The following is a 25,850-nucleotide window of genomic DNA, read 5'->3' on the forward strand; positions in this document are numbered from 1 at the left end:
GGTTTTGGGTAACAAAAAAGCCTGTCGGATGACAGGCTTTTTGGTTTTTAGTCCATGGCCTTGTCGTTAAGGGCCTGGCGGGCGGCCTCTTCTATCAAGGCGGCTACTTGCTGTGGGTGGGATTCATACACCGAGTGGCTGGCGCCGGCGATTTCAATGGTGTGGGCATGGGCCCGCTTGGCGTACATGCGCTCCAGGTTGGGGTTAATGATTTTGTCCATCTTGGCCACGGCGTACCAGGTGGGTTTGTGGCGCCAGGCCGGCTCGCCCGCTACTGCTGCGAACACCGAGGCGTTGGTCCATTCCTGGGCATCGGCTTCAAAGTTGGCCTGGGCTGTGGGCAGGTCGGCAGCAAAGTCAGCCGGGTAATTGGCCGGGGCTATGGTCAGGTAGCCATCGGCGGATTTTCGCAGCGGCCGGGCGCTATTGGGAAAGCGCTTGCCGTTGGCCTTTTCGGTCTCGCCCTTATCCAGGGCATGGGCGGCGATATACACCAATCCTTTGACCTTGGGGTCGTTACCGGCATCGGTGATGATGGCGCCGCCATAGCTGTGGCCCACCAGCAATACCGGGCCTGGTAGGGCATCGATGGTGCGTTTAACGGCCGTAACATCGGCGCTGAAGCTGGTCAGGGGATGCTCGGCAATGCTGACCTGGTAGCCGTCCTTGGTCAGGATGTCATACACCGGCTTCCAGCCGGCGCCGTTAACAAAGGCCCCGTGTACCAGCACAATTTCTTTGATGGGCTGGGTTTGCGCCTGGCTGGCACCACTGAATAAGGTCAGGGCCAGGGTAGAGGCACCAAGGACGGCTTTTAGCATGGTCTTACTCCGCTTCGTTGGGGAATGCGAGGGTAAGACGTGGCAGCGGCGAGACTATTCCCTGGCATAAAAAAAACCGGCCTAGCGGCCGGTTTTTGCGGGTTAGGCTTTTTGCTGGCTCGCTATCCACTGGTGGATATGGTCGTCCAGCACCGCCAGGGGCACGGCGCCCACACCCAGCACCTGATGGTGGAAGGCGCGAATGTCGAACTTGTCGCCGAGGGCGGCCTTGGCCTCGTCACGCAGTTTTTCGATATCGCGGCGGCCCAGCATGTAGCCCAGGGCCTGGCCCGGCAGCGCCATGTAGCGTTCTACTTCGCTTTGAATATCGGCATCGCTCATGCTGGAGTTGTCGCGCATGTAGGCAATGGCCTTGTCGTGGCTCCAGCCCTTGGCGTGCAGGCCGGTGTCTACCACCAGGCGCATGGCGCGCAGCAAGGCGTCGGAGAGGTGGCCGTAATACTGGTTGGGATCTTGGTACAGGCCCATGTCCTTGCCCAGGGTCTCGGCGTAGAGGGCCCAGCCTTCCACGTAGGCGTTATAGCCGCTGAACTGGCGATAGCGGGACTGGGTGCCCTGCTCCATCTGCAGCGCGATCTGAAAGTGGTGGCCCGGTGAGGCTTCGTGCAGCGACAAGGTGGTGATGCCGTAAATGGGCTGCACTTTCAGGTTGTAGATATTGGCGTAGAAGATGCCTTTGCGTTTGCCGTCCGGGGTGCCGGGCTGGTATTCACCGGCGGCGGAGTTGGCGGCCCGAAAGGCCTCGGTGGCCCGCACTTCGTAATCTTGCTTGGGCATTTTGTCGAAAAAGCGCGGCAGTTGGGCGTCGACCTTGGTTTTGAGGTCACGAAAGGCCTGCAGAGCCTGCTCCGGGGTCTTGAAGTACTCGCTTGGGTCGTTTTGCATGTGGGTAAAGAGCGCATGCAGATCGCCAGGAATGCCCAGCTCTTGCTGGACCTTTTGCATCTGGCCGTGGATGTCGTCCACCAGTTGCAGGCCCAGATTGTGTATTTGGTCGGCGCTCATGTCGGTCACCGTGGTCTGGGAGCGGATCTCCCAGTCATACCAGGCTTTGCCGTCCGGCAGGCCGCCCCAGCCGTCGCTGTCACGGCAAGCCGCCAGATAACTGCCGGCGATAAAGTCGTGCATTTTTTGGTAAGCGGGCACCACCTGGTTGGTGATGGCGGCGCGGTAGGCCGCTTGCAGCCGGGTTTTGTCGGCCTCGCTGAAGCTGGCCGGCAGGGCCTTGATGGGCTCCCAGAACAGGCTGTCTTCGGGGCTTGCCACCACCATGGCCTGCAGCTGCGGCAGCAACCTTTCGGCCAGTATTTTGGGCAATACCACCCCTTTACTCATACCGTCTTTCATGTAGCCGATCTCAAGGTCGGCATTTTGGGCAAAACCGTCGATTTTCTTTAAGAAGGCGTCGTAGTCGGCCACGGTGGCAAAGGGCTGGGCGCCGGTGCCGGAGCCCAGTTGGGCGAAAGTGGCAAAGTCGTTATAGAACTGGTTGATGGGTAGCAGTTCGTTGGGGAAGCGTTCGCCGTCTTTGGCCAGGTTCAGGTCGAAATTCAGCATCTCAAAGGTGGTGCGCTGCTCGCCAGAAAGGCGGCTGGGGTCCACTGCAGCCAGTTTATTCAGGTATTTTTGGGTCAGCGCCCGCTGGGCCTCAAAGTGGGCCGGGGTTTGCAGACAGTATTGGTCGTTGAAGCGATAATCCCCCAGGTACACCCCCATGCAGGGGTTGAGCTGCAGGTTGTCTTCAAAGTACTGGTCGGCAAGAGCGGTAACATCAACCTGAGCCTTGGCCTGGCTTTGCTGAGGGGCCGGGGTGCCGGCCTCTTTGGGGCCACAACCGCCAAGGGCCAGGGCAATGGCCGCTGTCAGGGCGGCAAGACGAATGGACATGAGCTTTCTCCCTAAAAACCAGCATCTTGCCGGCAACGTGCCTTCACCCTACCCGAATTGACCTGCCCCAGAGAAGTACGATTTGTCTCGGCAAAAGGGCGCGTGGGCTGCTATGTATGGAGGACAACAAAAAAGGAGTAACCGGCCATGGCCATTTCGCAGCAACTGATTGAAGAAATTCGTGTTCTTTCCAGCTTCTCATTGAACTCGGTGCAAACCGGCATCAAGGTGCACCACGACGCCGAGCCGCAGCTGGTGGCCGCCACCCAGCGGCTCTTTGACAAAGGGCTGATAAGTGCCCGCGACGGCGGTTACCTCACCGAGCTTGGCCGGGAGACCGCCGAGCATATCCAACTGGCCCTGACCATCCTCAGCTCCGAACCCGCCCTTACCTGATCTGCCGCTGTTCAGGCGCATCGGCCCTGACAATCCTGTTGCGGCCGGTGCGCTTGGCTTCGTAGAGGGCGTCGTCCGCCCTTTTCAGCACCGTTTCACTGCAACTGTCGCCGCTGCCAAAGGCAGTCAGCCCGCCGCTGATGGAGCCGCCCTGGGCCAGGCTCAGCTGCGCCTTCAGCCCTTTGGCCAGTTGGATTCGGACCCGCTCTGCCACCGCCATGGCCAAATCGGGCGGGGTGTGAGCCATTAGCACCACAAATTCGTCGCCGCCGAGGCGGGCGCAGATATCGGCCGGCCTGAGCTGCTGGCGGCACAATTTGGCAGCCAGTTGCAGGGCCTGGTCGCCTTGCTGGTGGCCGTAGTCGTCGTTGATGTGCTTGAAGTGGTCGATATCGAACAGCAGTAGCGAGCAGGGAATGGCGCTGCGCTGAAAGTCGGCGAAGTGCTCATTCAGGGCTTGCATCAGCCGCCGCCGGCTATAGAGGCCGGTCAGCTCGTCGGTATCGCAATAATGGCGCAGCCTCGTTTCCAGCTCGTGACGCTCGGTGATGTTGCTGGCCACCCACAGCACTGCCTCTTCACAGGCCACCAAAAACGGCAGGGCCTGGACCCGGCCCTCGAACCAGATGCGGCCATCGGGGCCGTCTTCCAGGCCTTTGACATCACGGCCGCCCAGGCCGTATTCGACGATATGCAATTGTTGCTGGGCCAGGGCCTGGGCAATTTGCTGGCAGAACCAGTCGGCCTTTTCCTGCACCAGCACCTCGTGCAGTTGTTTACCCACCAAGGCGCTGCCGTCGTGGTAATAACGCAGATCGGTGCCGCCAAAAATACCGGCGTAGCGGCCGCTACGGGTGAGGATGAAAACCGGGTCGGGCAAGGCGTTGACTAACAACGCCAGTTGCTCGAGGGAAAGATTGGCCGGAGTGGGCTGCATTGCAACAGGGTTTGCTTAATTGTGACTCTCTGAGCCTAGTGTAAAAACGCCAACCTGCTGCAAATAAAAAGCCCGCCGAGTGGCGGGCCTGGGGTTAGCCGGGGAGCTTGCTGACTATCAGCGCAGCGTTGACGCCGCCAAAGCCAAAGCCGTTGCATAGGGCATGGGCGGTGGCCTGCTGGCGGCTGTGGTTGGGTAGCAGGTCGAGGTCGGCCATGGTGTCGTCCACCTCATCGAGGTTGAGGGTGGGCGGCAGGGTGTCGTTCATTACCGCCAGGGCGGTAAAGATGCTCTCCACACCGCCGGCGGCGCCCAGCAGGTGGCCGGTAGCAGACTTGGTAGACGAGACCGGGATGGCGGGCAAATCGGCGCCAAAGACGTTGCGCAGGCTGGCTATCTCGGCCCTGTCGCCTACCGGCGTGGAGGTGGCATGGGCATTGATATAACCGATGTCCTGAGGCTTAAGACCGGCCATGGTCAGGGCGCGGCGCACCGCCGCCGCCGCGCCGGCGCCGTCTTCCGGGCCGGAGGTAATGTGGTGAGCGTCAGAGCTGGTGCCATAGCCGCTCAGTACCGCCAGTGGCTTGGCGCCTCGGGCCAGGGCGTGCTCAAGGGTTTCAATCACCAACAGCCCGGCCCCTTCGCCCATTACAAAGCCGCTGCGGGCGGCGTCAAAGGGGCGCGAGGCGCTGGCCGGGTCGTCTGTTTGGGTGCAAAGGGCCTTAAGGGCGTTAAAGCTCGCCAGGGACAATGGGTCGACACACGACTCGGTGCCGCCCACCAGGGCGACTTTGGCTTCGCCGCTGCGGATCATACGCATACCATCGCCTATGGCCTGCACCCCGGCGGCGCAGGCGGTCACCGGGCAGCCCATGGGGCCCTTAAAGCCGTATTTGATGGACAGGTTGCCGGCGGCCAGGTTGGCCAGGAAGGCCGGTACGGTAAAGGGTGACAGGCGCTTGTAGCCGCGGCTGTCGAGGGTCTGCTGGGCGCTGGTGATGGTGGTAAAGCCGCCGATGCCGGTACCGATGATGGTGGCGGTGGCTTCCTGGTCTTCGACGCTTTGAGGCGCCCAGCCGGCCTGCTCCAGCGCTTCTTTGGCGGCGGCCAGGGCGTAGACGGTGAAGGGGTCGAGCTTCTTGCGCTCTTTGGGCTCGATGATGGCGTCCACATCAAAACCGGCATCGGCGTCTTGGTCGATGGTGGGCACTAGGCCTGCAATTTTGATGGGGAATTCGCTGGTGTCGAAGCGGTCGATAAAGCCAAGACCGGACTGACCAGCGGTCAGGCGCTGCCATACTGCCTTGACGCCGCAGCCAAGAGGGCTGACCATGCCCATGCCGGTAATAACGATAGGTGAGTTCATCAGGGACTCCAGAGCCAAAGTGTTTTCTGGCCCAAACCCTAGCGTCCGGCACTATATGATCAAGGTAATATTCATTCCGGTTAAGTAAGGAGCAGCGCCATGTCTCACCCAAAGGACCAGAAAGCCAGGTCCAGGGCCAGGATCATTGCGGCCGCTACCGAGCTGTTCAGCCGCCACGGCTTTGAAAAGGTCTCCATCAGTCAGATCATGAAAGAAGCGCGCATGACCCACGGCGCCTTCTATGCCCATTTCGACTCCAAAGAAGCACTGTACTCGGCCTCTTTTGTTGAAACCCTCAAAGACAGCGGCCGCTCCCGGCTGGTAAAAACGCCGCTGCCGGTGAAAAAACTTATCGCCCTGGCCGCCAACTACTGGGGGCTGCGCCAGAGCGGCAATGTCGGGCCCGGCCCCGAAGCGGTGCTGTTCAACGAAATTGGCAACGACAACGACCGTATCCGCCAGTTGTTCCAAAGCTCCTACGAGCATCTGCGCACCATGCTGGAGCGGCGCATCATCGCCCTTAATCGGCTGCACAAGGTGCAGGACGGCCCGGCGCTCATTCGTGACAAGGCCAGGGCCATTTTGGCGTCTCTGGTGGGCGCCGTAACCATGGCCAAGGTCATTGCCGACGACGAAGAGCGCCGCCGCATCCTTGAGGCTTCCCAGCAGCAAATCCTGGCCATGCTCAAGGTCGGCAAAGACCGGGCGCTGCTGCAAAAGTCCTGAATGCGGCTCGTGTTGCCGTGCCAGGCCGTGGATAATGGCGTAACGCTTTGGCCACAAGGGTATTCATGTCGCGCTTCAATTTCTCCGACCTCACCCCGGACACCATCCTCAATGCCCTTGACGAGTTGGACATTGGTGTTAGTTCAGGCCTGCTGGCGCTCAACTCCTTTGAAAACCGCGTCTACCAGTTCCTCGACGACGACCGCAAACGCTGGGTGGTGAAGTTCTACCGGCCAGCCCGCTGGAGCGATGCACAAATCCAAGAAGAACACGACTTTGCCGAGGAGCTGGCAGCGGCCGAGGTGCCGGTGGTGGCGCCCCATCGTTTGCATGGCAAAACCCTGCACCACTGCCAGGGCTATCGCCTGGCGCTCTATCCCTCGGTGGGCGGTCGGCCGGTGGAAATTGCCGATCTTGATACCCTCGATACCTTGGGCCAGTACTTGGGTCGGCTGCATCAGGTGGGCGCCAAAACCCCTTTTAGCCATCGTGAGCGGCTCGACCCGGCGCTGTTGTTGGCTAATGCCGTTACTGCCATCAACGAGAGCCAGCAAATCCCCGACTATCTGCAGCGACCCTTGGACGCCATTTTGAAACCGCTGGTAGACGCCACCTTAGCGGCCTTTGCCCAGGTGCAGGTGCCAACGCTTCGCCTGCACGGCGATTGTCATGCCGGTAACTTCCTTGAAGGCAGTCAGGGGCTCTTCGTACTGGACCTGGACGATGCCCGCCAGGGCCCGGCTATGCAAGATTTATGGATGCTGCTTTGTGGCAGCCGCCACGAGCAAGAGAGCCAACTGGCGGTGCTGGTGGAGGCCTATGAGCAGTTTATGGATTTTGATGGGCGGCAACTGCGGTTGGTGGCGCCCCTGCAGGCCTTGCGCCAGGTGCAACATCTGGGCTGGCTGGCCCAGCGCTGGGGCGACCCGGCCTTTCCCTTGGCTTTCCCCTGGTTTGCCGAGCCGCGGCACTGGGAAAACCAGATCCTCAATTTCAAGGAAAGCCTGGCGGCACTTAACGAACCGCCGCTGCGATTATTGACCGGCATGTGAAGCTGTGCCAGTTTAAAAACCTGTCACGCAACTGACCCAAGCCAATGAAAAAAGGACTTTTTGCGCTCTTTATGTTGCTTGCCCTGCCGCTCTTTGCGGCGGATTTTCAGGCCGGTAAGGACTACCAGATAATAAAAGGTGCCTCGGGCACTGAACGGCCAGAGCTGCTGGAGTTTTTCTCCTTCCTTTGCCCCCATTGCTACGCCCTTGAAGGCACCCTCGACGGCGTACGCAGCAAGCTGCCGGCCAACATCGCCTTTGAAAAGGTACATATCGAAGCCTTGGGGGGCAGTACCGGCAAGTTGATGGCCAGGGCCTGGGCCATCATGGAAACCCTTGGCGTCGAGGCCAAGGTGTCGCCGAAGATCTTCGACAGCGTGCACCGTTTTAAGGTGCGCTACCGGGATTTGCGTGACGTGCGGGCTGCCTTTGTAGCCGCCGGGGTCAGTGGCAGCGATTTTGACAACGCCGCCCGCTCCTTCCAGGTGGAAAGCCGCCTGAACCAAATGCGCCAGCGGGTAGAGGCCTTGCAACCGACGGCGGTGCCGGATCTGATTGTTAACGGCAAATACCGCATCAACCGAGCGGCGGTGCCGCAACCGGCCCAACTTCAGGCCCTGATTGAGTATCTGGCTACGAAAAAATGAATGAAACTTTCCGTTCATCGCCGCTGCCTTAGCGGTGATGTATTTTGTGTTAGGCTAGCGGCGAAAATGCCATTCCCGAGGATAACTATGAAAAATCTGTTGTTGGGCCTGGTTGCCCTTTGCCTTGTTCCCTTTGCGTTTGCCAAGGATTTCAAGGAAGGGGAAAACTACGACGTCATTAAAATGGCAGCGCCTACTGCCCAACCTGAAGTGACCGAGTACTTCTCTTTCCTGTGCCCCCACTGCTACCGCTTCGAGCCCATCGTGCACGAGCTGGCTGCGCAGTTGCCCAAAGATGTGAAGTTCACCCGTAACCACGTGGACTTTCTGGGCCGCGACCTCGGTGTGGAGCTTTCCCGCTCCTACGCGGTGATGGAACTGCTGGGCGTGGAAGACAAAGTGGCGCCCAAAATGTTCTCCGCTATCCACGAGCAACATGTGCGCCTGACCGGCCGCGACGATATCCGCAAGGTGTTTGTGGCTGCCGGCGTTCCTGGTGAGGACTTTGACTCCGCCGTGAACTCCTTCTCCGTCAACGGCCGCCTGGCCCAGATGGAGCGCAACACCCAGAGCGCCGACATTACCGGCGTACCCACTGTGGTGGTGAATGGTAAATACAAGGTCAACATGGGCTCGGTTTCTTCTAAGGAAGAATTGTTTGAGTTGGTTGATTACCTGACCCAGAAGAAAGATTAAAAAAAGGGGCCGCAAGGCCCCTTTTTCTTTGGCTGTTTTTTACTGCTGCTTGCCAAAGGCGCTTTGCGACAGGTGAAAGTGCTTCGACAGGTTGAGTGATAAAGGCATCCACAATGTTGGGGGCGTCTTTTACCGGGTGCGGGCCGTCTATTGGGTCTACATGCCAGGCCTGGGCGGTGCAGTTGACTTCCTGCTGGCAGTTGGCGGCGTGAAAGCGACTTTGGCAGGATGGCCAGGAGCGCGAGGGTGAAAATCCGCTTGTGAGGATTGCTTATTAGCCAGAATGGCTGATTTTGGGCAATAAAAAAGCCCGCATGATGCGAGCTTTTTTATTTTTTGGTCGGTGCTGAGGGATTCGAACCCCCGACCCTCTGGTCCCAAACCAGATGCGCTACCAAACTGCGCTAAGCACCGAATATGGGGTGGACGATGGGACTTGAACCCACGACAACCGGAATCACAATCCGGGGCTCTACCAACTGAGCTACGCCCACCATAAATTCTTTACGCCCATATATCGGGATGGCGCGCCCGAGAGGATTCGAACCTCTGACCTCTGCCTCCGGAGGGCAGCGCTCTATCCAGCTGAGCTACGGGCGCCCGACCGGCGAGGGCATATAATACTGAGCTGCTATGGGGTCGTCTACGGTAAGTCAGGAAAAAAGTGCCTAAAAGCGGCTGTTCGGCTACTTTATGGCCAGGAAGGTCAATTAAAAGACGGTGTGGGGGGCATATGAACCTGAAAATGATCGCAAAATGGGGTGCATCCTGGTTGTTATTGGCCTGGGCCGGGCTGGCACAGGGAGCTGATAGCCTCAGTGAAGCCCAGCGCCAGGCTATCGAAGCGCGCATCCAACCGGTTGGCCAGCTTTATATCGAGGGGGATCAGCCTGCTACGGCACAGGCTGGCGGTGAACGCAGCGGCGAGGTTGTCTATCAGAAGGCCTGCTTTGCCTGCCATGCTACCGGCATGCTCAATGCGCCCAAACCCCACACTGACGACTGGCAGCCCCGTCTGGCCAAAGGCATGGATACCCTGGTGCAGCATGCCCTCAATGGCTTTAATGCCATGCCACCCAAGGGCGCCTGCCCCGATTGCAGCGAGGCGGAGCTGCGCGCCGCCATCGAATTCATGTCGGCAAAATAAAGGTTATCAATTCCTGTATAAGATTTAGCTTTTTCGTTAATTAATTATTGTGGTCTGCCTAATTTCCATGCTAAAAAGTCTGACCGCCTAATTTTCGGCCACCCAGCAGAATTTGAGCCTCATGGACGACCAAAAGCCGCTCATGGGCGCCAAAGATGTTTTATTGGACGCCCTGTTCGACATTGCTGAGCTGTCTAGCGAAGCGAACGATCTCGCCTCTTTCTTCCCCATGGTGCACCGCATCATTGGCAATCTGCTGCCTGCTGAAAACTTCTACGTTGCCCTCTACCACGAATTCGATGACACCATAGAGCTGGTTTATATGGTGGATTTGGCCGATCCCGACATGACCCCAGGCTCGGTCAGCTCCCAGGACCTGCACCGTGGTTTGACCGGCTATCTGCTGCGAAGTGGCGATGCCCTGCTGCTGTCGGGGGACGGCTTCAAGCAACTGGCGGAGAAAGGCGAAATTGCCCATATCGGCCCCGATTCCCTCGATTGGCTGGGTATCCCCCTCAAACTCGACCATAAAATCATCGGCGCCATGGTGGTGCAAAGCTACGACGCCAGCACCCGCTACAACGAAGACGACAAACAGCTGCTGACCTTCGTGGCCCGTCAGGTGGTCAACACCCTTGAGCGGATCCGCCACCGTGAGCTTTTAGAACAGCAAATTATGGAGCGCACCCAGGCCCTGCATGAAAGCAACCAGCTGCTGCGCCGGGAAGTGCAGGAGCGTAAAAGGGCCGAGACCTTCCAGTCGGTGATGCTGCATCTGTCTGAGCTTGCCCACAGCGACGGTGACCCCCAGGATTTTTATGTGCAGGTGCACGACCAGGTGTCCCGGCTTATCGACGCCCGCAACTTCTACATCGCCCTGCTGGATCGCAAGCAGCTGCTGACCTTCCCCTATTTTGTCGACCAGCACCAGCTACAGGCCAAGGCCCGCAAACCGGGCAAGGGCTTGACCGAGTACCTGATGCGTAACGGCCAGGCGGTGCTAGTGACCCGCAAGGTCCGCGACGAGCTTATCCAAAAGGGCATTCTCGATTCCGAAGGCACCGAGGCCTTCCATTGGCTGGGCGGGCCGCTGGTGGTGGATGGCCAGGTGGTGGGCGCCCTGGTGGTGCAAAGCTACGACGAGTCCAACCGTTACCGGCGCGAAGACTTGGAGCTGATTTCTTTTGTCTCGCGCTCGGTTTCCGAGGCCCTATCCCGGCGCCAGCACCGGGAAATGCTGGAAGCGGCTAAACGTGAGTTGGAAGCCAAGGTCACCGAGCGGACCCGCGAGCTGGAAGTGGCCAACGGCGCCCTGCGCCGGCAAATGCAGGAAAAGGCGGCCCTGGCCGAGCGCCACCGCTTCGATGCCATGCACGACGCCCTCACCGGCCTTGCCAACCGCGCTTTCTTTACCACCCAGCTCAACCGGGTGCTCAAGTCCTTAAGTCGCTACCCCAACCGCCGTTACGTGGTGGCCTTTATCGATTTGGACCGCTTTAAGATCATCAACGATTCCATGGGGCACCTGGCCGGCGATCAGCTACTTAAGCAAGTAGCCCAGCGCCTGCAGGCCTGCATCCGCGAGACCGACATGGTGGCACGCCTCGGCGGCGACGAGTTCGTGATTTTGTTCGATTGCGTGCAGCACGATGAAGACGTGGCCTTGGTAGGCCAGCGCATCATCAATGCCTTGCACCAGCCCTTTGAGATCCAAGAGCAGCAGGTATTCTCGGGGTGCTCTTTGGGGGTGGCGCACCTGTCGCGCCGCTACAAGGACGCCTCTGACGTACTGCGCGACGCTGATACTGCCATGTACCAGGCCAAATCCCGTGGCCGCGGGCAGATGGTGTTCTTTGACGACACCATGCGTGAGAATCTGATCAGCCGCTTCAGCCTGCAAAATGCGCTGCGCCTGGCGGTGGAGTCCGGGCAGATCTTCCCGGCCTTTCAACCCATTTTCAGCCTGCCGGGGCGCAAACTGCACGGCTTTGAACTGCTGGCCCGCTGGCCCCGCGCTGGTGGCGGTGAGTTGACGCCCGAGCTGTTTTTGGAAGCGGCAGAAGAGACCGGCATCATCGTCGATATCGACACCCTGATGGTGAGACAGGCCTGCCGGCAGCTCAGCCTCTGGGGCCATCAGCTGACCGATCAGCCGTTATTTGTGTCGGTCAACCTGTCGGCCCGCAGCCTGCAAAACAGCGCCTTTATGAAGCATCTGGTAGAGCAGGTCAGAGAGCATGAATTGACCCCTGGCCAGCTGATGGTGGAGATCCGCGAGAACGTGCTTATCCAGCCGTCGCCGGGCTTGGATGAGGCCCTCAACGCCCTCAAGGAAGTAGGGGTGGGTTTGATTCTGGACCACTTCGGCGCCGGTTCGGCCACCTTGTCGGTGCTGATGCAGCACCACTTCCAGGCGCTGAAGATGAGCCCGCATTTCCTGCGCCAAGTCACCGAGCATGAGCGGGGCCAGAGCCTTTTGCAGTCGGTGATTGCCGTGTCCCGTTACCTTAAAGTGCCGCTGATTGCCCACGGCATCGAAGAAGAAAACCAGCTGCAAGCCGTGCAAAGCATGGGCTGCGCTTACGGTCAGGGCGAGTACCTCTGCCAGCCTTTGGCCACCGCCCAGGCCGAGCTGATGCTCTGCGCCTGAGCCTTTTCATTATTCCGCTTATTCCTTGTTAAACATGGCCCGCAGGTTGGCGATATTGGCCTTGCCCTTGGCTTGGCGTTCTTCCGGTGTCGGCGGTGGCTGGCGGTGCTCCCACACCAAGTCGTCCTGAGGCAACTCGTCGAGAAAGCGTGACGGCTGGGGGCGAATGCTTTCGCCAAACTGGCGGCGCTCGCGGCACAGCATAAAGGTTAGCTCGCGCTGGGCGCGGGTGATGCCCACGTAAGCCAGGCGACGCTCTTCTTCAATGTTGTCCTCGTCGATGCTGCTCTGGTGCGGCAGCAGCCCTTCTTCCATGCCAATCAGATAGACGTAGGGGAATTCCAGGCCTTTGGATGCGTGCAGGGTCATTAGCTGCACCTGGTCGGCTTCTCCCTCTTCGCTCTGGCGCTCCATCATGTCGCGAAGGGTCAGGCGGGTGACTACGTCTTGCAGGCTCATGGGTTCGTCCAGATCGTCGCCCTTGAGCATGCCGCTAATCCAGCCAAAAAGGGTGGAGACGTTTTTCATGCGCATCTCGGCGGCCTTGGCCGAGGGCGAGCTTTCATAGAGCCAGTCTTCGTAGTGGCTGCCACGAATGAGCTCCCTGACTGCCTCGACCGGCTCGCCTCTTTTGGCTTCTTCTTGCAGATCGGTCAGCCAGCGGGTAAAGCCCTGCACCGCTTCCAGGGCGCGGCCGGTCAGATGCTGTTCAACACCCAGGTCAAAGCTGGCGGCAAAGAGGCTGGTTTTTCGCAAGCTGGCGTAATGGCCGAGCTTTTCCAGGGTTACCGGGCCGATTTCCCGGCGCGGCACGTTGATGATGCGCAGCAGCGAGGTGTCGTCGTCCGGGTTCACCAACAGGCGCAGGTAAGCCATGATGTCCTTGACCTCGGCCCGGGAGAAGAAGCTGGTGCCACCGGAGATGCGATAGGGGATGCGGTTTTGCATCAGCGCCTTTTCAAGGAGCCTGGACTGGTGGTTGCCGCGATACAGCACGGCATAGTCCTTGTAGTGGGTCTTGTTCAAAAACTTGTGGGAGAGGATCTCCGCCACCACCCGCTCCGCTTCGTGATCTTCGTTGTTGGCCATCATCACCTTGAGCCGCTCGCCCTGGCCCAGCTCCGAGAACAGCTCCTTCTCGTAGACGTGGGGATTGTTGGCGATAAGGATGTTGGCGCTGCGCAAGATGGTGGCGCTGGAGCGGTAGTTTTGCTCCAGCTTGACCAGTTTCAGGCCGGGAAAATCGTCCTTAAGCCGCACCAGGTTTTCCGGCCGGGCGCCGCGCCAGGAGTAGATGGACTGGTCGTCATCCCCCACCACGGTAAAGCGGGCCCGCTCGCCCACCAGCAATTTGACCAGTTCGTACTGGCTGGTGTTGGTGTCTTGGTATTCGTCTACCAGCAGGTAGCGGAGGCGGTCTTGCCAGCGTTCGCGCACCGTTTCGTTGCCGGCCAGCAGCAGGGTGGGCAGCAGGATGAGATCGTCAAAATCCAGGGCGTTTACGGCCCGCATGTACTGGGTGTAGCGGTCGTAAATTTCGGCAAAGGCCGCTTCCTTGCCGTCCACCGCCTGCACCTTGGCCCGGTCCGGCAGTATCAGGTCGTTCTTCCATTGGCCGATGCGCCACATCAGTTGGTTAAGCAGATCTTTGTCGTCCTGCAGCGCCTTGGCGCCGATTTCCTTGAGGGCCTGGCTCATGTCCGCTTCGTCAAAGAGGGTAAAGCCGGCACGCAGGCCCAGGTGGTGGCCGTCCTTTTTCAGGATGGTCAGCCCCAGGGTGTGGAAGGTAGACACGGTCAGGCCACGGGCCTCGGCCTTGCCCAGGGTCTGGGCGACCCGCTCTTTCATTTCCCTGGCGGCTTTGTTGGTAAAGGTAACGGCGGCAATGTGCTTGGCCTGCCAGCCGCATTGCTGCACCAGATAGGCAATCTTGTTGGTGATCACCCGGGTCTTGCCCGAACCGGCACCGGCCAGCACCAGCAGGGGGCCGGAGATATATTTGACGGCTTCGTCTTGGCTAGGGTTGAGTTTCATTGGCGGGCCCGGGATCACACAGAGCCTGACATTGTACCTTATGCAGCACTGGCCTTGTGTATCACCTCTGGTAGAATGCATGAACGTTCATTCACTCATCCGACCATGATCGATCACAGCAAACCGGCCGACAAACGGCAATTAATCCTCGATGCCACCGGGCGCTTGTTGGCCTTGTATGGCTTTCACGGATTATCCATGCAGTTGGTGGCCAAGGAAGCTGGGGTGGCGGCCGGGACCATCTATCGCTATTTCGATTCCAAAACCAGCATGATCAAAGCCCTGCATGGGCAGATCATCCACGATGTGGCCGCCGAGCTGTTCCGGGGCTACGACACCGCCGCCAGCCTGCGTGAGCGTTTTGACTACCTGTGGCAGTGTTCCTGGCAGCTTTTTTTGGATATGCCGGATGTGCTGGTCAGCAAATATCAGTTTGAGCGCCTGCCGCTGGAAGCCGACCGCCAGCAGATGCAAGACCTTGAAGACCGGGTTTTTGCCCCCATTACGGCTTTCTGGCAGGAAGGCCGGGAACAAGGGGTGTTCAAAGAGATGCACGACGAGATTTTTGCCACCCTTACCTTCGAAGTCTGTGCCGACTTGGCCTTCAAACAGCTGGCAGGAAAGCTGACCCTGACACAAGCTGAAATTGAGGTGGTCCGCGATGCCAGTTGGGCGGCCATCACCTTGTAAAACGCCGGGCCGTGATTTCAAGAAGCGGTAAGGAAACTTGAGGTAAACTGCCCCATGCCGTTGCTGGCGAAAAGGAGAGCATCATGATCAACACCCAGAAACTCGAAGAGCTGGCTAAGCAGATCACCGAGGCGCTGCCGCCTGGGGTCAAGGCCTTCAGTGGTGAAGTGGAAAGCCGTGTGAAGCAGGTACTGCAAGCCCAGTTGATGAAGCTGGACTTGGTCAGCCGCGACGAATTTGACGTACAAAGCCGGGTGCTGCTGAAAACCCGGGAAAAACTCGATGCTCTGGAAGCCCGTGTCGATGCGCTGGAAAAAGGTGCAGAGCTGGGCGACAGCTGATCGAAAATCGACTTTTTAAGGTGGAAAAATGGGTGTCATGAGGTGGCGGCGCTGGCACCTGTGGTTGGGGTGGGTAACCGGCATCCAGATGTTTATCTGGGGGGCTACCGGCCTTTACATGGTGTGGGTCAGCCTGGATTTTATTCACGGTAAGCCACTGGTTGACGCCCATCCCGATCCTCTGGCCTGGCAGCCCGGTTATGTTGCCCCTGTCGCGCTGAAATTGCCGCCGGACACCCGCCAGCTGACCCTCACTACCCGCATGGGTCACCCGGTATACGAAGTGCTCACCGAAACCACCGCCTTCTTGCTGGACGCCGTCAACGGCTTGCCGTTCCTGTTGGGGCCAGAAGATGTGGGCCAGTTGGCCAAAGGCTATTACCGGGGCAAGGGCGACGTGGCCCAAGTTACTCATATCGAACAAGACGCACCGCGTGAACTGGGCAACCGCCCGCTGCCGGTGTGGCAAGTACGTTTTGACGACGCCTTCGACACCACCCTGTACCTCTCCGACAAAACCGGTACCCTGCTGACCCAGCGCCATCGTTACTGGCGCTGGTTCGACGCTGCCTGGGCGCTGCATATCATGGATTACAGCCAGCGTAGCCGCATCAACCTGCCTTGGTTCCAGGCCATGTGCGGCTTGTCGCTGCTGCTGATGCTAAGCGGCAGCTTGCTGTGGCTGCGCACCCGTTTTACAAGGCCCGCCCCATGAGCCGCTGGCATCGCTGGTTGGCGCTGCTGGTGGGGACGCAGCTGCTGATTTGGGTGGTCACCGGGCTGGCTTTGGGCATGCTGCCCACACCGCCGCTGCCGGTGCCTCGGGTACCAGAACCCCTGGATGCCAAGGCGCTGGTACTGCCGCAACCGCCGGCTGGTGCTGGCTCGGTGGGCGCCATTACCCTGCTGGGTAAAACCCGCATCAAGGTTGACGGCCAGGTACTGACCCCTATGTCCCAGGGCGATGCCCAGGTGCTGTTTGCCCAATACTTCCCCGGTTTGGATATCGGCCCCATGGAGCGCCTCGACCATGGCTGGCAAAGCTCCCTGCCTGGTGGCTTTAAGGTAGAGCTGGGGGATGATGGCAACATTCAATCCAACCAATACTGGCTGGCGCCCTGGCTGCTGCGGCTGCATTTCATGGACTGGTGGGGTAACGGCAAGAACTTCAACCAATGGCTGGTGAAACTGACCAGCCTGGTGACCATGGCCTTGATCTTAAGCGGCTTGTGGATGGGGGTGCAGCGCTTGCTGCAGCGCCGTCGCCATCAGCCGGTGATGCTCGATGGCTTCCCGCTGCCGGCCCTTGCCGCCGGCCCCGGCACCCTGGCCCAGCGCCTTGAGCAAGTGGGGCTGCCGGTGACCGGGCCCTGCAACGGCGGCGGCCGCTGTGGCGGGTGTTTGGTGCGTACCAGCGGCGAACTGCCGTTGCCTATCTCCAGCAACGAAAAGCGCCTGCTCAGCAGCGAACAGCTGGCCCAGGGTATTCGCCTTGCCTGCCAGCAGGCGCCGCGCCACGGCTGTACCCTGACCGCCATGGCGCCCGCGCCAGAGCTTTAACCCAGCCAATGCCCTAACCAATGCTCCAGCTCCCCGGCCGTGAGTGGCCGGGCGAAGTGGTAGCCTTGGCCTTCGTCACAATCGAGGGCGCGCAGGCAGTTGAGCTGGGCATCGGTCTCTATCCCTTCTGCCACCACCTGCATGTTAAGGCTATGAGCCAGCTCCACCACCGCTTTGATGATGGCCACCGGCTCTTTTTCCTGTGGCAGTTTGGCTACAAAGCTGCGGTCGAGTTTGAGGATGTCAAAGCGCAGCTCGGTCAGGTACGAGAGCGCTGAATAGCCGGTACCGAAGTCGTCAAGGGCTACCCTGATGCCGCTGTGGCGCAGCCGGGCGATCTGCTTGGCGGCGTTGTCTTTGTTTGAGAGCAGCATGGATTCGGTCAGCTCCAGCTCCAGCGCATCCGGCGGCAGGTCCAAATCGCGCAGCAGCTGGGTGACCTGGCCTGGCAAGTCGTGGTCTTGAAACTGCCGGGCCGAGAGATTCACGGCCATCTGCAAGATGATACCTTGCTGGCGCCAGACCTTTTGCTGGGTTAAGGCCTCGCGTAGCACCCATTGCCCCAGGGCACTGATAAGGCCGGTTTCTTCAGCCAGGGGGATAAAGTCGCTGGGGGGGATCTCCCCAAGCTCGGGGTGATGCCAGCGGCACAGCGCCTCAACCCCGGCCACCAGATTATTGCCAAGGCGGATACGCGGCTGGTAGCGCAGGCTAAGGCCCCCTTCTTCCAGAGCCTGACGCAGGCCGTGTTCCAACGCCAAGCGGCGCTGGGCGGCGGCGTTCATGGTGTTGGTGTAGTACTGGAAGTTGCCCCGGCCCCGGGCTTTGGCGTGATACATGGCGGTATCGGCGTAGCGCAGCAGGGTGTTGGGGTCGGTACTGTCTTGAGGGTAAAGGGCAATGCCGATGCTCGGGGTGACCGACACCCGGTGCCCGGCCAGCACCACCGGCGGCTCCAGCGCCTGCATGACCTTTTCGGCCACCAGAGTGGTGGTGAGGGTTTCTTTGACGTCTTCCATGATGATGATGAACTCATCGCCCCCCAGGCGAGCCACGGTGTCGTAGCTACGCACGGCATGGAGCAGGCGCTGGGCCACTTCCTTGAGCAGCCGGTCGCCCAGCTCGTGGCCCAGGGAGTCGTTAACGTGCTTGAAGTGGTCGAGATCCAAAAACAGCAGCGCCACTTGCTGGGCGGTGCGGTTGGCACGGGTCATGGCATGGCCCAGGCGATCACGGAACAGGGTGCGGTTGGGCAGGCCGGTTAAGGGGTCAAAGTTGGCGAGATAACGCAGCTCCTCTTCGGCGGCTTTACGCTGGGTGATGTCACTGAACAAAACCACTAGGTTGGCGCCCTGGGCCTGGTCTTGTGCCCAGTGGATCTCGGTTTCCAACAGCTTGAGTTGGCCATGACCATCCTGAATGCGCAGCTCCCCGGCCCAACTGCCTTGGTCTTTGAGGGCGCCGCGAATTTTGCGCAGCAGGCCGAGGCGGGTGGTCTTTGGTAAAAACCGCCAAGGTTTGAGCGCCAGTAGCGTCTCGGTGGGGGTGGCCAAGTGCGTCTCCACGGCCGGGTTGGTGTTGATAATATCCAGCCGCTCATTGGTCACCACTACCCCTTCTGACATGGCGCGGGTGACCAGGTCTGACAGTTGCAACTGCCGCTCCTGAGCTCGCTCGGCACTGATGTCCCGGTGGGTACCGGCCATGCGCAGCACTTTGCCGTTGTCGTCTCTGGCCACCACCCGGCCCCGGTCCTGCACCCACAGCCAATGGCCTTTGGCATGGCGCAGCCGGTAAATGCAGTGGTAGTGGTCGTCCTGGCCCTTAAGGTGGCGCTTAATGGCGGCAATGATTTTGGGCTGGTCTTCGGGATTTACCAGCTGTGACAAGCCGCGCCGATTAGGGGCAATTTCACCGTCTTGATAGCCAAGAAAATCGAGGCCGGTGCGCACCACCGCCTGGGTTTGCCAGTCCCAATCCCATACCCCGTAGCCAGAGGCCACCATGGCCAGGCGCAGCCGCTGTTCGCTGTCGGCCAGTGCCCGGCGCAGGGCAATGCCTCGCTCACGGCGCAGCCACCAGCGGTACCAAAGCCAGGCGACCAGCAGTGCCAGCAGTAAGATCTCCCACAGCAGGTTGACCGGTTGCAGATACCACGGCTCCAGCACTTCCAGGTTCAGTAGCAGCGGCGGCTGAGGATCCCCAAGGCGGCGCAGTTTGAGCTGGTAATGGCCTGGGGTGAGGTGGGTAAACACCACTTCCTTGCCCATGCCCAGAGGCTGCCAGGGGCCATCTAACTGGTAGAGGTATTGGTTGTTGCCATGGCCAAAATCCAGGTCGGCAAAGGACAGGCTGAGCCGGCTGATATCGGGGGGCAGTACCAGCACTTCATCGCTGTTGAGGTTGTGGGGTTGGCCGTTGACCGAGGCGCCTACCCATTGCAACGCATAGTGGGCGCCGAGGTTGTTATTGGCGCCGAATTGGATCTCTGCCAGCCCATTAACGCCGCCAAAATACAGCAGGCCGTTGCCGTCCTTAAAAACGGCATTGCCGTTGTACTCAAGAATGAACTGGTCGATGGGCGGCGCCGAAAAGCGGCCCTGGCTTGGGTTGAACAACACCAGGCCACGGTTGGTACTGAGCCAAAGCTGGTTTTCACTGTCTTGTGCTACGGCGTAGATGGTGTCGTCTTCCAGGCCCGGCTGCTTTTGATACAGGGTGAGCTGATCCTGGGCTCCCAGATGCACCAGGCCTTTCTGAGTGCCAACCCACCAGCCATTATTGCCATCACTGAGCAGGCCGCGGCCGCGGCCGGTGATTTGCGGCTTGCCCCAGCAACGGGCTCTTGGCTCCAGCCGGCAAAAACCCTTGCCGGTGGCGGCCATCACTACCCCTTGATGCTCGGCCAGGGCATAGAACTGTGCCTGGCTATCACGGTGGGAGAAGGTCTCGCCGTTGAAGGCATCAAGACCTTTCTCCGTGCCCACCAGCAATTGCCCGTTATGCCACAGCAGTGACCAGATTAAGGGATCGCTCAGGCCTTGTTCGGTGCTAAACCACTGCCATTGCTGCTGGTTGTCGTAGCGTATCAGGCCTTGGTTGGTGCCAATCCACAGGTCTCCTTGCGAGTCTTTCGCCAGGGCCGTGACCACCAGTAAAAAACGCGTCGGCGACTGGCCGGTCAGGCGGGCCAGCTCGGCGTTGTAGTTGTGGTACTGGCCTTGGTTGTCGATGCGCCACAGGCCATTGCCCATGGTGCCAATCCAAAGGCCTTGGGCGTCTTTAAGCAGGCTGCGCACATTGTTCTGGTTGGCCTGTGGCTCACCGTGGCTAAAGTAGCGGATGGCGCCGTCATGGCCCGGCAGATGGATAACGCCTCGGGAAAAGGTCCCCACCCAGAGCTGGTTGTCGGCGTCGACATAAAGGGTCCGTGGCCAATCCACCAGGTTGTGCTGCGTGCCTTGCAGCAATTGCTCGGCTTTTTGGTGATAAGGGTCCAACCACATCAGGCCCCGGCGTTTGAGGGCCAGATAAAAATGGCCCTTGCCGTCGGCCATGAGTTTCAATGCCGGGTGCTCGGCAAAGGAGGCCCACTGCAATACCTGGATCAGGCCGCTATCGGTGTAGTGCCACAGCTGGCCGTCTCCTGCCAGCCACAGCATGCCCTTGGGGTCGAGGGTCAGGGCCTGCAAGTCGGGGCGGGTCAGTTTCAGGGTTAGTTGGCTGTCTTCAAGTTCGAACAAGCGGCCATCTGCGGTCAGCACCCACAGGGCGTTACCGGACGCGGCAAGATCTTTGACCTTACCGTCCAGCACCTTTTGCCATTGCTGACTACCCAGATCCAACAGCCACAATCCCAGGTCGTTGGCCACGGCTAACTGATGGCCAACGCTCGCCAGGTGGCTGATGTACTGGTGTTGCCAAGGGGTCTGGTAGCTGCGGAAGAGCTTGCCATCAAAGCGTTGCAAGTCGCCGTTGGCGGTACCTAGCCAGAGCTGGTTTTCGTTGTCGCCGGTAAGGGCCGTGAGGTGATTGCTGGCCAGGCCGTAGGGGTTGGCGCTGCTGTCGGCTTCGGCGTAAAAGCGCTTGATCTGAGTGCCGTCATAGCGGTTCAGGCCATCTTGGGTCGCAAACCACAAGAAGCCATTGTGGTCGCGATAGATGGCCTCAACGGTGTTCTGGCTCAGGCCGCTACGCACATCCAGTACCTGCGGTGGCAGGTAGGGCGGAGCCAGCAGTGGTGTTGCCCAGCTTGGCAAGGACAGTAGCCAGAGGAGAAAGAGGCGCAGCAGCAGTGTGATCACCCTTTTAAGCCCGTGTTGAGGCTATTATCAATTTGTTACAAGGACGAACGCAAGGTACGGATAACTATGGCACTTGCAACGCTTTATTGCCGTGCGCAGCTGGGTATGGATGCGCCGCTGGTCACCGTCGAGGTAGACATCGGCAACGGCCTGCCCGCCTTTGCCCTGGTGGGGCTGCCGGAGGCTTCGGTGCGCGAGGCCAGGGAGCGGGTCCGCGCCGCCATCCTCAACGCCGGCTTTGAGTTCCCCGCCCGGCGCATCACCGTCAACTTGGCCCCGGCCGAGCTGCCCAAAGAGGGTGGCCGTTTCGACTTGGCCATCGCCATCGGCATTTTGCAGGCCTCAAGCCAACTGCCCATGGAGAACAACGGCCGGCTGGAGCTGTACGGCGAACTGGCGCTGTCTGGTGAGCTTCGCCCCTGCACCGGTTTGTTGCCGGCGCTGTTGGCCTGCCAAAAGGCGGGCCGGGCGGCGCTCTTTCCCGAGGCGTGCCGTGAAGAGGCCAGCTTGCTGCCCAGTCTGAAAGCCTATGGCGCGCCCACCTTGCTGGCGGTGTGTGCCCATCTGGCCGGGCAGCAGGCGCTGGCATTGTTGGCGCCGCTGGCCGCTGCCCAGTCTGCGGCGCCAGACCCGCTTTCCCTGAACGATGTGGTCGGCCAGGCCCAGGCAAAAAGAGCGCTGATGGTGGCGGCGGCTGGCGGCCATCACCTGCTCTTTATCGGCCCGCCCGGCACCGGTAAGTCCATGCTGGCCCGGCGCCTGCCAGGTATTTTGCCGCCCCTTGGCGAAGACTGCGCCCAGCAGAGCGCCGCCATTTATTCCCTGGCCGGCAAGCCCCGCGATACCGGTAGCTGGCGCCAGCCCCCCTGGCGCACACCCCATCACACTGCCTCGGCGGTGGCGCTGGTGGGCGGCGGCTCGATGCCAAGGCCAGGGGAGATTTCCTTGGCCCATAACGGGGTTCTTTTTTTGGACGAAATCGCCGAGTACGACCGCAAAGTGCTCGATTGCCTGCGCGAACCCATGGAAACCGGTGAAGTGAGTATCAGCCGCGCTGCCCACCAGGCCCGGTTCCCAGCCCGGTTTCGCTTGGTGGCGGCTGCCAACCCTTGCCCCTGTGGCCATTTTGGCAATCCGCGCCGGGCCTGCCGCTGTAGCCCTGACCAAATACGCCGTTATCTGGCTAAGCTCTCCGGCCCCTTTTTGGACCGTATCGACCTGCAAGTGGAGGTGGCCATGCTGCCGCCGGGGAGCCTTGCTGGCCAGGCGCCCAGCGGCCCCGACAACGACGAGCTCAGGGCCAAAGTGGCGGCCTGCCAGCAGCGCCAGTTCTCGCGCCAGGGCTGCTTGAATGCCGACCTTGAAGGGGAGCCGATGCGTCATGCCTGCCAACTGCCACCAGAGCTGGCCCAGTGGTACGACGCCACCTTGCAGGCCCTGGGGCTTTCAGCGAGGGTGCATCACAAACTGCTGAAAGTGGCCCGCACCCTGGCCGATTGGCAAAAGGCCGAGGCCATCACCCAGGCGCACCTGAGTGAAGCCATGCAGTACCGAGCCATGGACCGGCTACTGGGCACCTTGCCTTAGGGCTTCGCCCTCTTTCCAAATAGAAAAACCGGGCATCAGCCCGGCTTTTTATGGTTGGTCGTTTTACTTGGCAGGATGCTTGGGGTTCCACAGTTTGATGTTGCTGTGCTTCTCATATCCCTTACCGTTGGGGTAGCCCACCAGCTCCATCTCCGAGCCCCAGGGGGACAGAAAATGCACCCAGGTTTCCCCTTGGGTATCGCCGCTGGGCATGGTGATGGGCTCACCAATGATGGTCAGGCCCTGCGCTTTGAGTTTGGCCACGCTGGCCTGGACATCGTCGGTGTAAAAGGCGATGTGGGACGCCCCCAGCGATTCGGCGTCAGGTATCACTTTGCTGGCGGTATCATCTTGATAAGCAAATAGTTCAACATTAGAGCCATGGCCACAGCGCATCATGGTGATAGAGATGCTTTGGGCGCGTGGTGCCACCTGTTTGCTGCGGTCAGGGGACAGGGAGTGGCTCATCTCAAAGGGGCCGATGTGGGTGACCGGTACACAGCCAAAGGTGTCTGTTAAGAAGGTCTCGGCCTGCTTGAGGTCAGGCACGGTAATGCCGACGTGGTCGATACCGGGGCTGTTGATGAGGGCCGCTTGGCTGCTGGCGCTCAGCAGTAGCGTCAGGGCGGCAAAGAAGGAAGCAACGATTTTCATGACAGGGCTCCGGTTATGGTTGATTGATAAAAACGTGCAAGCTGGCAAGGCGGCCATCGCGAAGGGTGAAGATATCTTCACCCGACATCAGCTTGGGCTTGTCTTTGGGGCCGAAATGCCAGGTGACGCGGCCAAGGTCGTGGTTCCAGGTAATGGGCTGCGGGGAGAAGGTAAAGCCAGGGTGTTCTTGCTGAACCCGCTTGAGCAGGGCTAACACAGCGTCATAGCCTCTGGCGGTGCCTTGGTAGTCAGCCAGGTAGAGGTCGGGGGTGTAGACCTCGGGCAGCTGCTTGGCCCAGTGGCTAGGGTTGCGGTCATTCCAGAGGGCAAAATGCTTGTCGATAAGCTGTTGGGCCTGGGTGCTTTGCTCGGTTGTGCGGGTCATGTTGGTCTCCTGGGCCTGGCTCAATGGCGCGGCCAGGGCGGCAGCCAGCACCAGGGCAGATGCAGTGAAAAAACGCATGGGAATTCTCCGACAAGGAACGCCCCCAGGTGGTGGGGGCGTGCAGGCTTAGATTTGGGCCATGCCGCCGTCAACGAACAGCTCGACACCGTTGATGAAGCTGGCGCCCTCGGAGGACAGGAAGGCCACCACTTTGCCAATTTCCTCCGGCTCGCCCAGGCGGCCCAGCGGCACTTGCCCGGCCAGGTAGTCGAAGAAGCCTTGGCGCGCCTCTTCCGGCACCACATCGGCCAGGCCAGGGGTGCGGATGGGGCCAGGGCTGACCACGTTGATGCGAATGCCACGGTCTTTCACATCCAGGGCCCAGGAGCGGGCGAAGTTGCGCACGGCGGCCTTACTGGCGCTGTAGACGCTGAAGTTGGCGGTGCCTTTGATGGAGGTGGTAGAGCCGGTCAGCACCACGGAAGCGCTGTTGGTCAGTAGCGGCAGCGCTTTTTGTACGGTAAAGAGCAGGCCGCGGACGTTGGTGCCGAAGATGCGGTCAAAGTGCTCTTCGGTGATGGCGCCCAGAGGCAGCATGTCACCGCCACCGGCGTTGGCAAAGAGGATGTCCAGCTTGCCAGCAGATTTGGCGATTTGGGCGTAAACCGCATCCAAGTCGGTAAGGACCGAGGCGTCGGCGCGGATACCGGTCACGCTGCTGCCAAGTTTAGCTACGGCGGCGTCCAGTTCGGCCTGGCGGCGGCCGGTGATAAAAACCTTGGCGCCCTGTTCGGCCAGGACCTTGGCGGTGCCAAAACCGATGCCAGTGGTGCCGCCGGTTACCAGTGCGATTTTACCGTTCAGTTGCTTGTTCATAATGTTCACCTTTATCTGTGTGGTTGGGTCAGAGTGCCCGCGCTGCCCGGTTTGGGCCCTGTGCTGCAAGGCATGGGTGAACTTTACCCAGTGGCTTATTGGTGATAAAACGTGCAAAATTGGAATGATTATCCATCGTCATGGATAATTTGGCGGAGGCGTGATGGACCAACTTCAGGCAATAAAGAGTTTTGCGCGGGTGGTGGAGGCGGGCAGTTTTACCCGGGCGGCCGATTCATTGGATGTGCCCAAGGCCACGCTGAGCAAGCAGGTGCAGGATTTAGAGGCTTACCTGGGGATCCGGCTGCTGCACCGGACCACGCGCCGGGTCACGGTCACCGCCGAGGGCCAGCAGTATTACGAAAAGACCTTGCGCATCCTGGCCGACCTTGACGATATCGACAGCTCCTTTAGCGCCGTGCGCAACTCGCCCCGGGGCAAGCTGCGGGTGGATGTGGGCGGCTCGACCGCCAGTGAAGTGCTGATCCCGGCGCTGCCGGCCTTTATCGCCAAGTATCCCGAGATAAAGCTAGAGCTGGGGGTGTCAGACCGGGCCGTGGATCTCATCAGTGACAACGTCGATTGCGTGATCCGGGGCGGCCCGTTAGACAGCTCGTCCTTAGTGGCTCGCGCCATAGGCCAGGCCAGTATGGTGACCTGCGCCACCCCGGGCTACCTCAAGCAATACGGGGTGCCGGCTTACCCCAATGAGCTTAGAAACGGCCACCGACTGGTGAGTTATGTCACTACCCAAAACGGTCGTGCTATGCCTTTTCGCTTTACCGAGAAGGGCGAGCTGCTGGACATCAAGGCCGAGCACCTGATTGGCGTTAACGAAAGTAACGCCCACTTTGCCGCTGGCCTTGCCGGCCTTGGCATCATTCAAACCTTCCGCTATTCGGCCAAGGCGGCGCTGGCCTCGGGAGCGCTGGTAGAAATTCTCTCGCCATGGCGGCCGCCCAGTTATCCCTTCCATGTGGTTTACCCCCAAAACCGCCATGTCACCCGGCGGCTGCGGGTCTTTATCGACTGGCTGGTCAGCGATTTCCCGAGCCGCTTGGACTGACGGTGGC

22 protein-coding genes and 3 tRNA genes are annotated in these 25,850 nt (G+C 60.2%); 13 read left to right on the plus strand and 12 right to left on the minus strand.

The genetic code is table 11. The features are described 5' to 3' along the window. Positions 1-47: 47 nt before the first annotated feature. Complete coding sequence (locus EDC28_RS18450) at positions 48-821, minus strand: alpha/beta fold hydrolase (protein WP_123422586.1); 774 nt, start codon at positions 819-821, stop codon at positions 48-50. Positions 822-923: 102 nt separating this feature from the next. Then, positions 924-2,729: a DUF885 domain-containing protein gene (locus tag EDC28_RS18455; protein WP_123422587.1), complete on the minus strand. Its 1,806-nt coding sequence runs from the start codon at positions 2,727-2,729 to the stop codon at positions 924-926. A 147-nt stretch (positions 2,730-2,876) separates the two neighbouring features. Here EDC28_RS18455 and EDC28_RS18460 point away from each other — a divergent pair, with 147 nt between their 5' ends. Beyond that, positions 2,877-3,125: a TIGR02647 family protein gene (locus EDC28_RS18460; RefSeq protein WP_123422588.1), complete on the plus strand. Its 249-nt coding sequence runs from the start codon at positions 2,877-2,879 to the stop codon at positions 3,123-3,125. Here the strand turns inward: EDC28_RS18460 and EDC28_RS18465 are convergent. Together EDC28_RS18465 and fabF are read right to left on the minus strand one after the other, a co-directional pair. Then, positions 3,118-4,062 carry a sensor domain-containing diguanylate cyclase gene (locus EDC28_RS18465; RefSeq protein ID WP_123422589.1) on the minus strand — a complete coding sequence of 315 codons (945 nt, stop codon included), beginning with the start codon at positions 4,060-4,062 and terminating at the stop codon, positions 3,118-3,120. The two genes, EDC28_RS18460 and EDC28_RS18465, sit on opposite strands and share 8 nt — an antisense overlap. A 94-nt stretch (positions 4,063-4,156) precedes the next feature. Continuing rightward, positions 4,157-5,428 carry a beta-ketoacyl-ACP synthase II gene (gene fabF, locus EDC28_RS18470; protein ID WP_123422590.1) on the minus strand — a complete coding sequence of 424 codons (1,272 nt, stop codon included), beginning with the start codon at positions 5,426-5,428 and terminating at the stop codon, positions 4,157-4,159. Between the two features lie 99 nt (positions 5,429-5,527). On the opposite strand from fabF, the gene EDC28_RS18475 reads away from it, so the two are divergent. The 4 genes from EDC28_RS18475 to EDC28_RS18490 all read left to right on the plus strand — a co-directional run bounded on the left by EDC28_RS18475 (position 5,528) and on the right by EDC28_RS18490 (position 8,549). Continuing rightward, positions 5,528-6,154: a TetR/AcrR family transcriptional regulator gene (locus EDC28_RS18475; protein ID WP_050659692.1), complete on the plus strand. Its 627-nt coding sequence runs from the start codon at positions 5,528-5,530 to the stop codon at positions 6,152-6,154. A gap of 65 nt (positions 6,155-6,219) precedes the next feature. Then, positions 6,220-7,206, plus strand: coding sequence for a serine/threonine protein kinase (locus tag EDC28_RS18480; protein WP_123422591.1), 987 nt, complete (start codon positions 6,220-6,222; stop codon positions 7,204-7,206). A 44-nt stretch (positions 7,207-7,250) separates the two neighbouring features. Then, a complete protein-coding gene (locus EDC28_RS18485; protein ID WP_123422592.1) occupies positions 7,251-7,853 on the plus strand; it encodes a thiol:disulfide interchange protein DsbA/DsbL in 603 nt (200 codons plus the stop codon). Positions 7,854-7,940: 87 nt separating this feature from the next. Further along, positions 7,941-8,549: a thiol:disulfide interchange protein DsbA/DsbL gene (locus EDC28_RS18490; RefSeq protein ID WP_050659695.1), complete on the plus strand. Its 609-nt coding sequence runs from the start codon at positions 7,941-7,943 to the stop codon at positions 8,547-8,549. A 337-nt stretch (positions 8,550-8,886) separates the two neighbouring features. On the opposite strand, the gene EDC28_RS18495 is transcribed toward EDC28_RS18490, so the two are convergent. The 3 genes from EDC28_RS18495 to EDC28_RS18505 form a co-directional block, all read right to left on the minus strand. Continuing rightward, positions 8,887-8,963, minus strand: a tRNA-Pro gene (locus tag EDC28_RS18495). A gap of 4 nt (positions 8,964-8,967) precedes the next feature. After that, positions 8,968-9,043, minus strand: a tRNA-His gene (locus EDC28_RS18500). 29 nt (positions 9,044-9,072) lie between these two features. Then, positions 9,073-9,149, minus strand: a tRNA-Arg gene (locus EDC28_RS18505). Positions 9,150-9,294: 145 nt separating this feature from the next. Between EDC28_RS18505 and EDC28_RS18510 the strand changes: the two genes are divergently transcribed. Next, positions 9,295-9,696, plus strand: coding sequence for a c-type cytochrome (locus EDC28_RS18510; protein WP_050659801.1), 402 nt, complete (start codon positions 9,295-9,297; stop codon positions 9,694-9,696). Between the two features lie 121 nt (positions 9,697-9,817). Then, positions 9,818-12,346 (plus strand): EAL domain-containing protein, encoded by a 2,529-nt coding sequence (locus tag EDC28_RS18515; RefSeq protein WP_123422593.1) that lies wholly within the window; start codon positions 9,818-9,820, stop codon positions 12,344-12,346. Positions 12,347-12,364: 18 nt separating this feature from the next. Here EDC28_RS18515 and rep read toward each other — a convergent pair whose 3' ends face one another. Beyond that, a complete protein-coding gene (gene rep / locus EDC28_RS18520; protein ID WP_050659697.1) occupies positions 12,365-14,380 on the minus strand; it encodes a DNA helicase Rep in 2,016 nt (671 codons plus the stop codon). 105 nt (positions 14,381-14,485) lie between these two features. On the opposite strand from rep, the gene EDC28_RS18525 reads away from it, so the two are divergent. The 4 genes from EDC28_RS18525 to EDC28_RS18540 all read left to right on the plus strand — a co-directional run bounded on the left by EDC28_RS18525 (position 14,486) and on the right by EDC28_RS18540 (position 16,971). Further along, positions 14,486-15,070: a TetR/AcrR family transcriptional regulator gene (locus EDC28_RS18525; protein ID WP_050659698.1), complete on the plus strand. Its 585-nt coding sequence runs from the start codon at positions 14,486-14,488 to the stop codon at positions 15,068-15,070. 83 nt (positions 15,071-15,153) lie between these two features. Beyond that, positions 15,154-15,411, plus strand: coding sequence for a ubiquinone biosynthesis accessory factor UbiK (gene ubiK / locus EDC28_RS18530; RefSeq protein WP_050659699.1), 258 nt, complete (start codon positions 15,154-15,156; stop codon positions 15,409-15,411). Positions 15,412-15,439: 28 nt separating this feature from the next. Beyond that, positions 15,440-16,126, plus strand: coding sequence for a hypothetical protein (locus EDC28_RS18535; protein ID WP_123422594.1), 687 nt, complete (start codon positions 15,440-15,442; stop codon positions 16,124-16,126). Then, positions 16,123-16,971: a 2Fe-2S iron-sulfur cluster-binding protein gene (locus tag EDC28_RS18540; protein ID WP_123422595.1), complete on the plus strand. Its 849-nt coding sequence runs from the start codon at positions 16,123-16,125 to the stop codon at positions 16,969-16,971. The genes EDC28_RS18535 and EDC28_RS18540 overlap by 4 nt, the downstream gene beginning before the upstream one ends. On the opposite strand, the gene EDC28_RS18545 is transcribed toward EDC28_RS18540, so the two are convergent. Next, on the minus strand, positions 16,968-21,275 hold the full coding sequence (locus tag EDC28_RS18545; RefSeq protein WP_123422596.1) for an EAL domain-containing protein: 4,308 nt from the start codon (positions 21,273-21,275) through the stop codon (positions 16,968-16,970). The genes EDC28_RS18540 and EDC28_RS18545 overlap by 4 nt on opposite strands. A gap of 66 nt (positions 21,276-21,341) precedes the next feature. Here EDC28_RS18545 and EDC28_RS18550 point away from each other — a divergent pair, with 66 nt between their 5' ends. Next, positions 21,342-22,862, plus strand: coding sequence for a YifB family Mg chelatase-like AAA ATPase (locus EDC28_RS18550; RefSeq protein ID WP_123422597.1), 1,521 nt, complete (start codon positions 21,342-21,344; stop codon positions 22,860-22,862). A gap of 63 nt (positions 22,863-22,925) precedes the next feature. Here EDC28_RS18550 and EDC28_RS18555 read toward each other — a convergent pair whose 3' ends face one another. The 3 genes from EDC28_RS18555 to EDC28_RS18565 are packed head-to-tail and all read right to left on the minus strand — an operon-like array spanning position 22,926 to position 24,777. Then, entirely contained in the window at positions 22,926-23,516 is a 591-nt protein-coding gene (locus EDC28_RS18555; protein WP_123422598.1) for a VOC family protein, read from the minus strand. A 13-nt stretch (positions 23,517-23,529) separates the two neighbouring features. Next, on the minus strand, positions 23,530-23,979 hold the full coding sequence (locus EDC28_RS18560) for a nuclear transport factor 2 family protein (protein ID WP_244946615.1): 450 nt from the start codon (positions 23,977-23,979) through the stop codon (positions 23,530-23,532). 48 nt (positions 23,980-24,027) lie between these two features. Further along, a complete protein-coding gene (locus tag EDC28_RS18565; protein ID WP_123422599.1) occupies positions 24,028-24,777 on the minus strand; it encodes an SDR family oxidoreductase in 750 nt (249 codons plus the stop codon). A gap of 163 nt (positions 24,778-24,940) precedes the next feature. Here EDC28_RS18565 and EDC28_RS18570 point away from each other — a divergent pair, with 163 nt between their 5' ends. Then, positions 24,941-25,843: a LysR family transcriptional regulator gene (locus tag EDC28_RS18570; RefSeq protein ID WP_123422600.1), complete on the plus strand. Its 903-nt coding sequence runs from the start codon at positions 24,941-24,943 to the stop codon at positions 25,841-25,843. Positions 25,844-25,850 lie beyond the last annotated feature (7 nt).

This window comes from Gallaecimonas pentaromativorans, assembly GCF_003751625.1.
GTDB classification, from domain to species: domain Bacteria; phylum Pseudomonadota; class Gammaproteobacteria; order Enterobacterales; family Gallaecimonadaceae; genus Gallaecimonas; species Gallaecimonas pentaromativorans.

Excerpts from the sequence above, each read along its gene's own strand:
- EDC28_RS18460 (WP_123422588.1), top strand. The coding sequence starts at position 2,877 with ATGGCCATTTCGCAGCAACTGATTGAAGAAATTCGTGTTCTTTCCAGC.
- EDC28_RS18540 (WP_123422595.1), top strand. The coding sequence starts at position 16,123 with ATGAGCCGCTGGCATCGCTGGTTGGCGCTGCTGGTGGGGACGCAGCTG.
- EDC28_RS18465 (WP_123422589.1), bottom strand. The coding sequence starts at position 4,062 with ATGCAGCCCACTCCGGCCAATCTTTCCCTCGAGCAACTGGCGTTGTTA.
- EDC28_RS18565 (WP_123422599.1), bottom strand. The coding sequence starts at position 24,777 with ATGAACAAGCAACTGAACGGTAAAATCGCACTGGTAACCGGCGGCACC.
- EDC28_RS18550 (WP_123422597.1), top strand. The coding sequence starts at position 21,342 with ATGGCACTTGCAACGCTTTATTGCCGTGCGCAGCTGGGTATGGATGCG.
- EDC28_RS18525 (WP_050659698.1), top strand. The coding sequence starts at position 14,486 with ATGATCGATCACAGCAAACCGGCCGACAAACGGCAATTAATCCTCGAT.
- rep (WP_050659697.1), bottom strand. The coding sequence starts at position 14,380 with ATGAAACTCAACCCTAGCCAAGACGAAGCCGTCAAATATATCTCCGGC.
- EDC28_RS18475 (WP_050659692.1), top strand. The coding sequence starts at position 5,528 with ATGTCTCACCCAAAGGACCAGAAAGCCAGGTCCAGGGCCAGGATCATT.
- EDC28_RS18490 (WP_050659695.1), top strand. The coding sequence starts at position 7,941 with ATGAAAAATCTGTTGTTGGGCCTGGTTGCCCTTTGCCTTGTTCCCTTT.
- EDC28_RS18570 (WP_123422600.1), top strand. The coding sequence starts at position 24,941 with ATGGACCAACTTCAGGCAATAAAGAGTTTTGCGCGGGTGGTGGAGGCG.
- EDC28_RS18485 (WP_123422592.1), top strand. The coding sequence starts at position 7,251 with ATGAAAAAAGGACTTTTTGCGCTCTTTATGTTGCTTGCCCTGCCGCTC.
- EDC28_RS18535 (WP_123422594.1), top strand. The coding sequence starts at position 15,440 with ATGGGTGTCATGAGGTGGCGGCGCTGGCACCTGTGGTTGGGGTGGGTA.
- EDC28_RS18455 (WP_123422587.1), bottom strand. The coding sequence starts at position 2,729 with ATGTCCATTCGTCTTGCCGCCCTGACAGCGGCCATTGCCCTGGCCCTT.
- EDC28_RS18515 (WP_123422593.1), top strand. The coding sequence starts at position 9,818 with ATGGACGACCAAAAGCCGCTCATGGGCGCCAAAGATGTTTTATTGGAC.
- ubiK (WP_050659699.1), top strand. The coding sequence starts at position 15,154 with ATGATCAACACCCAGAAACTCGAAGAGCTGGCTAAGCAGATCACCGAG.
- EDC28_RS18510 (WP_050659801.1), top strand. The coding sequence starts at position 9,295 with ATGATCGCAAAATGGGGTGCATCCTGGTTGTTATTGGCCTGGGCCGGG.
- EDC28_RS18480 (WP_123422591.1), top strand. The coding sequence starts at position 6,220 with ATGTCGCGCTTCAATTTCTCCGACCTCACCCCGGACACCATCCTCAAT.
- EDC28_RS18555 (WP_123422598.1), bottom strand. The coding sequence starts at position 23,516 with ATGAAAATCGTTGCTTCCTTCTTTGCCGCCCTGACGCTACTGCTGAGC.
- EDC28_RS18450 (WP_123422586.1), bottom strand. The coding sequence starts at position 821 with ATGCTAAAAGCCGTCCTTGGTGCCTCTACCCTGGCCCTGACCTTATTC.
- EDC28_RS18560 (WP_244946615.1), bottom strand. The coding sequence starts at position 23,979 with ATGCGTTTTTTCACTGCATCTGCCCTGGTGCTGGCTGCCGCCCTGGCC.
- fabF (WP_123422590.1), bottom strand. The coding sequence starts at position 5,428 with ATGAACTCACCTATCGTTATTACCGGCATGGGCATGGTCAGCCCTCTT.